Source organism: Rhizobium sp. KNZ2-6A (genome assembly GCF_056755475.1).
Window position 1 is genome coordinate 1 of sequence record NZ_JBNDIC010000096.1, and the last position, 8,108, is coordinate 8,108.

The window sequence follows — 8,108 nt, forward strand, 5'->3', positions numbered from 1 at the left end:
AGCTTTATCGCTACTAGTGGTTTATAAGGCAACGAGAAGACAGGATGAACGATATTTATTGCAATCAAGAAAATCTCCACCTCGGCGGACGCGATACCTACCGATTTTGGATGCCGCCCACGTCCGGGCTTTGGAGGTGTCGGATGTGTCGTTTTGCACTTAATTGTAAGAATGCGCCCGTTCTGGCAGGTCATGGCACTTAATTTGAGATTTTTCGGCGCGATTCTCGGCGCTTGACGCTCTCCGATTTCGAAATAACCTTTTGAGATATCAAATGTTTCCCGATAATGCTTGGCCGTAGGTGGTGATCTTTTCTAAGGCGGTGAATTTCACATTAAGTGCTAAAATCGAACCCAGAATCTCAGATTAAGTGCCCGATCTCAATTTAAGTGCCGCGCTATCTTGCTGAAATTATTGGATGCGGAGTCTCGCGATTAAATGCAAAACGACAGAAGGCTGGTGGAGAACACGCGGCTTCGAACGGTTTGCTCCTTCGCACTGACATCGATCGGCTTTTCGACCTTGGATATGTGACTGTCTCACCGGATGGTCGGTTCAAGGTCAGTAGGCCGTCTGAAAGCTGATTTCGATAACGGCCGGCACTATGTGTAGTTTTCCCGTCCCAGTCGCGAAGGCTGCTTCAGCTATTCGGCGGCTGCTTCGCGTTCCGTATTGGGAGGCAGCAGCACCTGTAGCGCCAGGATCACCATTCCCGCTGGAACGAAAATAAGTGACGTCCACTGGAAGCTAAAAGTGTGTGTCACTATCCCGCCCAAGACTGGGCCTAATGCACTTCCAAGGAAATAAAAGAAGAGCAGCAGCCCCAACATCCCGGCGCGCCTTTCCTGGGATAGTTTGGTCGCGAGGAACCCAAGCCCATGGAGCACCATGCAGCCCCTTGCTAGGCCTTGGCCGGCCATCCCCAACATGAAAACAGGGAGATTGGGCGCGAGAGCTGCAACCAGCGATGCCAAGGTGAACAAAGAAGTTCCCAGAATGGCAAAGCGCTTCATTCCCAGCCATGTTTCCAGGCGAGAGCCAAAAATCAGACCGCAGAAAAAAAGAACAGTGCCGGGAATGAGCGCACGAGTGGCCTCAGATTCTGTGATCGCGAAGAGGGATTGGAACTCTGAAAGAGCAGAATGAATGATCGCGGGAGCAATACCGGCAATAAAAGTTGCTGAGAAGCAAACTGACATCTGTCGCCACGGCGCAGACACATTACTTTCGGGTAATTCTGACATGTTACTTACTCCTCGCCTGCTGCGTCGCCGGCACGGTGTGATCTGTGAGAAAATGGCAGTCTTGATAAGGCATCCAGCCGTGGGTGTGTTAGAATCCGGCCGTCTCTTTGCGCGGGGCTGGTGCGGTTGTGAGACAGCCCGACAGTCCAAGCCCCTAGTAGCACTATCAAACTTAAGCGACCCGTGCTGGCCGCGCAGCTACTAATCGATAGGACGACGCCCCGAAGCTATGATAGCGTCAGTCTTCCGTGGCGCCGAAGAGCGAGATGAAAGAACCCCTGTTTTGAAGGCCGCAGATCTTCGCCCTGGCGATATCGTACAGGTTGTTTCCGGAGTGGCCACTGGCTGGCAGTTCCTGATCCGGGAAGCGGATGGAACTGACCGGTTTGAGGAGGCTTCCATAACTTCGACCTTCATGCCTGCGCTTTCATGAACGACGATCATTTCGACGCGCTCATGCAGGAACGAGCCATTGTCCGAAACGTGGATCGATGTCTGGCAGTTGAGCCGGCAGCGGGGATTGGGCATATAAACCACCAACATGGAACAGTAGTTAACGGGCACCCTTAGCGTTTCACCATTTTCAAAAGCAGGCCGGCAGCCCGTGATAGCTTTTTCCCTTGGCTTGCCATCAGTCCGAAGTGGCGAAATAGCGGCGGATCAAAGCGCACCACACACAATCCCTTATGCTTCTCCGGCAGGGTTGATTCCGGCACGATGCTGACACCCACGCGCTCGCGCACGAGGGCGATTGCGGAAGTCCAATCACGCACCTCCATCCGCACATCCATTAGCGAGAGGTTGCTTGCTTCCGCAAGCGTGCGTGCATGAATATGGCATCCGCCGGTGGCAAGCACGAATGGTTCGGGAGCAATTTCCAAAAGGGAGAGGAAATCACGTCGACCAAGACGATGGCCCACTGGCAGGACGGCAACCCATTCGTCCTGGCCGATTAGCACCGCCGGGCTGTCGGGAGGCGGATTAAGCACCACGCCGAGATCAACCGATCCTGCCTCAAGCCATGCTTCCACCTCGCGGTCATCAGTCTCCAGTGCGATGACCTCAACGCCGGGATGCAGTTGGCGAAACCGGCGCATCAAAGGCGGCAGCACGGTGGCGAAGACGCTTGGGAACGCCGCAATGCGGATCGAACCAGTTTCCTCTCCCGCCGCCGTCGCGGCTTCTTGCCGGATAGACTCCAGATGCGCGAACGCGGCACGGGCATGGTCCAGTGCCCGCTCACCGAAAGCGGTCAGTTCGACACCGTGGCGCTGCCGCGCGAGGAGCTTGACGCCGAGCGTTTCTTCCAGCGCCGCAAGCGCCTGACTGATGCCAGATTGGGTTACCCCCACCATCTCGGCAGCCGCCGTAAAGCTCCCGGCTTCGGCAACAGCGATCAGGCTACGAAGTTGAGTGAGATTCATATTAGTTTATCTTATATTAAGATTCTTTGGTGATAATTTTACTTCTTTCGGAGGGTGAGCGCAAATGGCGTTTGCGTCCATACCTTCGGAGAGTCCCATGAAGCTCTATTTTGCCCCCGACACCTGCTCATTCTCACCCCATATTGTATTGCAGGAACTCGAGTTGCCCTATGATCTTGTGCGGGTGAACAACCGCACCAAGCGCACATCCGAAGGGACGACTTCCTCGCCATCAATCCCAAGGGCTATGTTGCCGCCCTGCTACTCGATGGCGGCGAAATCCTGACCGAAGGGCCAGCGCTGGTTCAGTATCTGGCCGACTTGAAACCTGGGACAGGGTTGGCTCCGGCCAATGGCACACTGGAGCGTGTGCCCAGGAATGGCTCAACTTCATCTCCAGCGAGATTCATTCGGGCTCGGCACCGCTGTTCAACAAGGAACTGCCGGACACGGCGCGAGATATTTTCAAGACTCGGCTCTTCAAACGCTTTGACCTTGTCCAGACGACGCTGGAAAATCAGGACTATATGATGGGAGGTGGCTTCACGGTGGCGGACGCCTATCTTTTCGCTGTGCTTGGCTGGATGCCAGGCTTTTCCATTGATCTAGGCCGCTGGCCCAATATCGCGGCTTATATCGAACGCATCGCCAACCGCCCGTCCGTTGCCTCGGCCCATGCGCGCGAGGCGGAAATCTCGCCAGTGGAATGAAAAGCGTTGGCGGCCCTCGAAGCGCGCCGGAACCGGCAACGCGCCTCTACCACATCACCGCATACCGATGGCCGCGCTGACCCAGGCGCTCGCCGTTGCAGAATGTCTCAGCTTCCACCGCGCGGCGCAGGTACTAGGCACCAGCCAATCGAGCATCGGCACTCGCATCAGGACGCTGGAGCAGGATCTTGGCGTCGTCCTGTTCGACCGCAACACACGCGGCGTCCGATTAACCGAAACCGGACGCCGCTTCGTTGACCAAGTCTTTGAAGCGTTGAGTATCCTTGATCGGGCGGTCAAGATGGTCGGAATGCAAGCCAGAAGCGAGGAAGGCGAATTGCACGTCGGCGTTCATGCCCTCACGGCGGGCTGCTTCCTCGACATGGCTGGAAGACAGCAACTTTCGCTGAAATTCGCGGTTCGTATGCCGAACACGACGCCCGCTAACCGCACTGTTCCCGTCAGCGCACAAATCCTGCAGAGATTCCCACGGAGCTCCTATATCTGTGCCCCTCACATGGGCGCATCCGTGTCAAGTCGATTAGATCATATCGACATCCTTAAAGGCTTCGGCTCCAGGTTCCCGGCCCACTACGAGACGCGGCTCGTTCTTGCCGAGCCTCATCCACCTCACATTCGGTCGGCATCGATTTCAGTCGCGCCAATATCCCGCTTGCGGCGGGCAGGGCTCTGGTCGACCAGACCATTCTTTAATTCGGCATGTCGCCAAGGGGCACATCGGTCGTTGGCCCGGAACCGCCAGGGTTCATGAGTCCCTGGAGGTATCGGAAAGGGTGAAGAATAGGAGAGCTATGCCGCCTTCATGACAGCGCCGTCGATAATGACCCCGGAGGTGACATACTTCCAGAGCGCGCCACCAGCAGCTTGCGTGCCAGCGCGACAATGGCCGTCTTCTTCATCCTCCCGCCGTTGCGTTCGACGCGAGCCCTCTACCATTGCGCCAATGTCGATCCCGGCTGATGCCGCGGCCACAGCCAGGCAAGTTGGATCAGTGTTGTGCGCAATCTCGGATTGCCCGCCTTGGACACGCCCTGCTCCCGGTCGATCGACCCGCGCTTCCAGGGGTCGGAGCCAACCCCGCATAGGCGGCGACCTGACGACGATTGTCAAAAGGCCGGAGCAGACCTTCCGACCACAAGATGTTAACGAACTCGGTGCCAAGCCCATTCATTCCGAGCAACATCGCGACTGGCAACGGCACTGTGTAGTCGGCGCAATGCTCTGCGAGAAGGGTAACACGCTCATCTTCGACCACATCAATCTGGCCAATGACCAGTTCCAGCCGATCCAACTCCCGGACGACCTGGGCCTTCATGTGCTTTGGCAATGGAAGCCTCTCACCCGTTCTTAGCTCTTCGAGATGCTCGCGCCGATTCTTGCCCAGCGGCTCGTAGCCGGTTATGCCCTTCGAACAAAGCGGGCCCTTGATGCGGTTCACATGACCAATCCGTTCGGCCAGAAGTGCCTTGCGTTCCCGGCTAATTCGACGCCGGTCCTCTTTCTCGTGCGTGATTATACGCACCATCGTGCAAACGCGAGGCTCTTCCCTTTTGAAAGCCAGCAAGGCCCGCAACAACGTCTCGCCATCGACACGATCGGTCTTCACCCGCCGATGACGGCGTGGCGTTGCGATCGACGCCGCGTCAACGACGTAGCTCTCGATGCCCTCCTTCACAAGCGAGTGATGGATGCAGAAGCCGTCGAGGCCGGTTTCCTGAATCGTGATGATTGGCCAGGTCAGCCCGGTCTTGGTTCAACTTCCCGCCCGCAGGTTTGAAAACAAGGCGAACAGGCCGGCAAGATCGCCGGCTGCCACGGAGTGCTTCGACATCTTCTCGCCGTTGCCCGGGGACAGGGACGTGACGAGTCAGGTAGAGCGCGAGAGCTCCATCGAGACAAAGATGGCTGCAAGATTGGTTTGGATGGCACTCGGCGCTTTTTCAGTCGTGAACATCTGATCCTCAGAATAATTGGTTAGCAATACGGCCACTTTTTTTGCGAAAACGCCGGCCGTCATCCAGCCCATGGGATCTTCAATGGTCGGAGGAAAGTGCGTCAACCAAGGCGGGAGCAGTGCCGAGTCTACGAAGGGTCTCGGCGGAGAGGCTGACCTGCATGCTGCATTTTTTTCTGGAGAGAGGAATGTCGTTCTCTCCCACGACCAGGGAACGCGCTCCGGCGTCGAGCCAGAGATTGAAGCGGAAAGGCGTGGTGTACCCGGCGAGCCAGGCTTTGCAGGCCTCATCCCCGCTATGCATGATTGCCTCGCGATAGAGCTTCTGCAGGGCGGGCGAGGTGATGGTATGCGTTGCTGAACTGTCGCTGCCATAGACTAGCGCTTGTTTGGCTTCGAAAGAACGCGGCAACAGTCCTGTCCACCGGACAGGCTTGCCGGATTGGAGATCATAAACCCATGCGCGGTTGTAGATGGTGGGAAAACTCTCTCCGGCAAAGCTCCAATTGTCGCGGATCAACAGGCTGAGAAAGCGCGGGCCTTGCATGGTCACTTCGACGGATCGCGTGCAGCGGGCTTCCTTGCCGCTGCTCCGGCATTCCACACCGGTCTTGATGCCGCCGCCGTCGCGAATAGCCAAGCTGTCGTTGATCCCCGGCGCGAAAGGATGAGAGGACGCCAGGCGTGGCGTGGCCGCGACGCCCTCGGCGAGGGGCGGCTGCGCGATGAGCGCAACATCCGCCGGATCCGCACGGACCGAGATGGCGAAAATGCACAGAGCTCCTATCGTCAGAAATGCCTTCATTGCAGACCGTGTCACTGATAGTGGTGTAGCTATGTGGAGTGGATCGATATTATCCGAGAGCGGGCTTGAGATCATCGCGGTTTCTCCTCGAGCATCTTTCCCAGAAAATCCTACTTTCAAAGGCCTTTATTCACGGGGAGGATTATCATGGCAATATCTTTCCATACGCGCACCAGTTTAGGGCTATTCCATCTGGAGGATCGCGATGTCTCCATTTCCTTCTTCGTAATGGATCAAACCCATTGCGGTCGTGTCAATCATAATTCCCGAAGACAGGGCGCCATCTTTACGTCCGGCATATCCCACCTGGCATAGCCGGCCAGGAAAACGCGATAGTCGAAATCGCAGACGACTGTTCCCGTCATGCCATTCACCATAACATCATTGCCTACCATTATCGGCTGGCCGGGCGAATATCGCATCGGTTCATCCTGGACTGATGTCCTAACTGATCAGTCGCGCCGCTCGTCCGCTCGGCATTATTGTAGTAGCTGACGGCCTGCGTCGTGGACTCATGGAGGGATTGCTGCATGGCCTCCTGCAGCGGGACGCCACGATTGACGGCTTCGGTCAGGTCGCCCGACCGCAGCCCATGCGCGGAGAACGTCTTCGCATCCAGACCCACCTGCCTGCATCTGCTCTTGAGGATCAGATTGACCGATTGCGACGTCAGTGGCCGCCGATCGATGTTGTCCCATTGGTCGATACGCCGAAAAAGCGGTCCGCTCTCGATCCTGGCCTCGGAAATCCATTGCTTGAGGGCCGCGACCGGCCTGCCGATGAGAACGACGTGGACACGGTCGTCCACCGTCGTCGTTTTGGTGCGGCCGAGATGGATGGTCAGACACGGCAGCAGCGGCGAGGCGGTGTCGGTCGGATTGGCATGCACCGGCTCCTCCTCGGCCAGACCCTCGACGCACAGGTCGGCAATTTCCGAGCGCCGTCGGCCGCCGGAGGCAAAGGCCATCAGCAGCAAAGCGCGATCGCTCAGATCGACGAGGCGATCGCCAGCGCAAGTGGCCAGCAGCTTTGCCAGGATATCGCCGGCGATGGTCTGTTTGCTCTTGCGGCGGCGTTGCCGCGGCGCGGCGCGAATGGCTAACCGCAAGGCGGATTTCAGGGAAGGGGCGGCAAAACACCCCGTCAGGCTACGCCAGCGGGTCAGGATCGACCAGGAGGTCAGCCGCCGGCGCACCGTGTCGCGCGCAATCCGGTCTCGATATCGGCCGGCATGCCGTGATCGGGATTTTCGGCGCGTTCAATAGGGTCCCAGCGATGATGGGCAACGAACTTCAGCACGAGACTTTCTGGTGCCGGCCAGGGCAGGGGATCGCCGGTGGAAAGTTCGCACCGGGCCTCGAGATTGGCCCCGTCGGCTCGAAGCCGCGCTTTTGGCCAAGCGGCAGAACGACTAATGAACATCGGCGTTTGAGCGGTCATTCGAAGGTACTTTTGCGCACCTGATAGATTGTGCCGCGTGATATGCCGAGATCGCCGGCGATCTTGCTGGGTCCTGGGCCTGTTGTAGGCGAAGCAGGATTTCGGCGCGATCGATCTTCGGCGGGCGTCCTTTGTAGATGCCACGTCTCCTGGCGGCGGCGATGCCTTCCGCTTGTCGCTCGCGCCGCAGGTTGGTTTCGAACTCGGCGAACACGCCAAGCATATCGAAAAACGCCTTGCCGGCGGCTGTGGAAGTATCGACGGGCTGCGCTGTGGCCACCAGATGTGCGCCCTTGGCCTTCAGCCGATCGACGATCACCTGAAGATCGCGCAGTGATCCGGCCAGTCGGTCGATGCGGGTGCGATTGGCGTCATAAGCCTTGTCAGCCAACACAATTGTGCCAGCGGGAACGTGATTGAGTAAATCGTCGGCGACTAGGGTTTGTTGAGATTCATCGCGAATTTATGACGGCAGCGCAAGCGTAGATCATTGCTGAGAAGTTTCGGTCG

The 8,108-nt window shown here is 57.7% G+C and carries 8 protein-coding genes and 2 pseudogenes; 4 read left to right on the top strand and 6 right to left on the bottom strand.

Annotated features, from left to right (window positions below):
• Positions 1 to 389: 389 nt before the first annotated feature.
• A complete protein-coding gene (locus ACPYOP_RS32100) occupies positions 390 to 584 on the top strand; it encodes an HNH endonuclease (RefSeq protein WP_481414249.1) in 195 nt (64 codons plus the stop codon).
• A 60-nt stretch (positions 585 to 644) separates the two neighbouring features.
• On the opposite strand, the gene ACPYOP_RS32105 is transcribed toward ACPYOP_RS32100, so the two are convergent.
• Both ACPYOP_RS32105 and ACPYOP_RS32110 read right to left on the bottom strand, forming a co-directional pair.
• Complete coding sequence (locus ACPYOP_RS32105) at positions 645 to 1,244, bottom strand: MFS transporter (RefSeq protein ID WP_481414250.1); 600 nt, start codon at positions 1,242 to 1,244, stop codon at positions 645 to 647.
• A 566-nt stretch (positions 1,245 to 1,810) separates the two neighbouring features.
• Positions 1,811 to 2,668 (bottom strand): LysR family transcriptional regulator, encoded by an 858-nt coding sequence (locus tag ACPYOP_RS32110; RefSeq protein WP_481414251.1) that lies wholly within the window; start codon positions 2,666 to 2,668, stop codon positions 1,811 to 1,813.
• 97 nt (positions 2,669 to 2,765) lie between these two features.
• Between ACPYOP_RS32110 and ACPYOP_RS32115 the strand changes: the two genes are divergently transcribed.
• From ACPYOP_RS32115 to ACPYOP_RS32125, 3 genes are all read left to right on the top strand, one after another.
• On the top strand, positions 2,766 to 2,954 hold the full coding sequence (locus ACPYOP_RS32115) for a thioredoxin domain-containing protein (RefSeq protein WP_481414252.1): 189 nt from the start codon (positions 2,766 to 2,768) through the stop codon (positions 2,952 to 2,954).
• A gap of 154 nt (positions 2,955 to 3,108) precedes the next feature.
• On the top strand, positions 3,109 to 3,378 hold the full coding sequence (locus ACPYOP_RS32120; RefSeq protein WP_481414255.1) for a glutathione binding-like protein: 270 nt from the start codon (positions 3,109 to 3,111) through the stop codon (positions 3,376 to 3,378).
• A gap of 67 nt (positions 3,379 to 3,445) precedes the next feature.
• Positions 3,446 to 4,150, top strand: a complete 705-nt coding sequence (locus ACPYOP_RS32125; protein ID WP_481414253.1) for a LysR family transcriptional regulator — start codon at positions 3,446 to 3,448, stop codon at positions 4,148 to 4,150.
• 38 nt (positions 4,151 to 4,188) lie between these two features.
• Here the strand turns inward: ACPYOP_RS32125 and ACPYOP_RS32130 are convergent.
• The 4 genes and pseudogenes from ACPYOP_RS32130 to ACPYOP_RS32145 all read right to left on the bottom strand — a co-directional run bounded on the left by ACPYOP_RS32130 (position 4,189) and on the right by ACPYOP_RS32145 (position 7,917).
• Positions 4,189 to 5,353 (bottom strand): annotated as a pseudogene (locus ACPYOP_RS32130) (IS110 family RNA-guided transposase).
• Between the two features lie 79 nt (positions 5,354 to 5,432).
• Positions 5,433 to 6,158 (bottom strand): hypothetical protein, encoded by a 726-nt coding sequence (locus tag ACPYOP_RS32135; RefSeq protein ID WP_481414254.1) that lies wholly within the window; start codon positions 6,156 to 6,158, stop codon positions 5,433 to 5,435.
• A 394-nt stretch (positions 6,159 to 6,552) separates the two neighbouring features.
• Positions 6,553 to 7,526, bottom strand: a pseudogene (locus ACPYOP_RS32140) (tyrosine-type recombinase/integrase); the annotation flags it as partial.
• Between the two features lie 43 nt (positions 7,527 to 7,569).
• Entirely contained in the window at positions 7,570 to 7,917 is a 348-nt protein-coding gene (locus tag ACPYOP_RS32145; protein ID WP_481414256.1) for a recombinase family protein, read from the bottom strand.
• Positions 7,918 to 8,108: the final 191 nt, after the last annotated feature.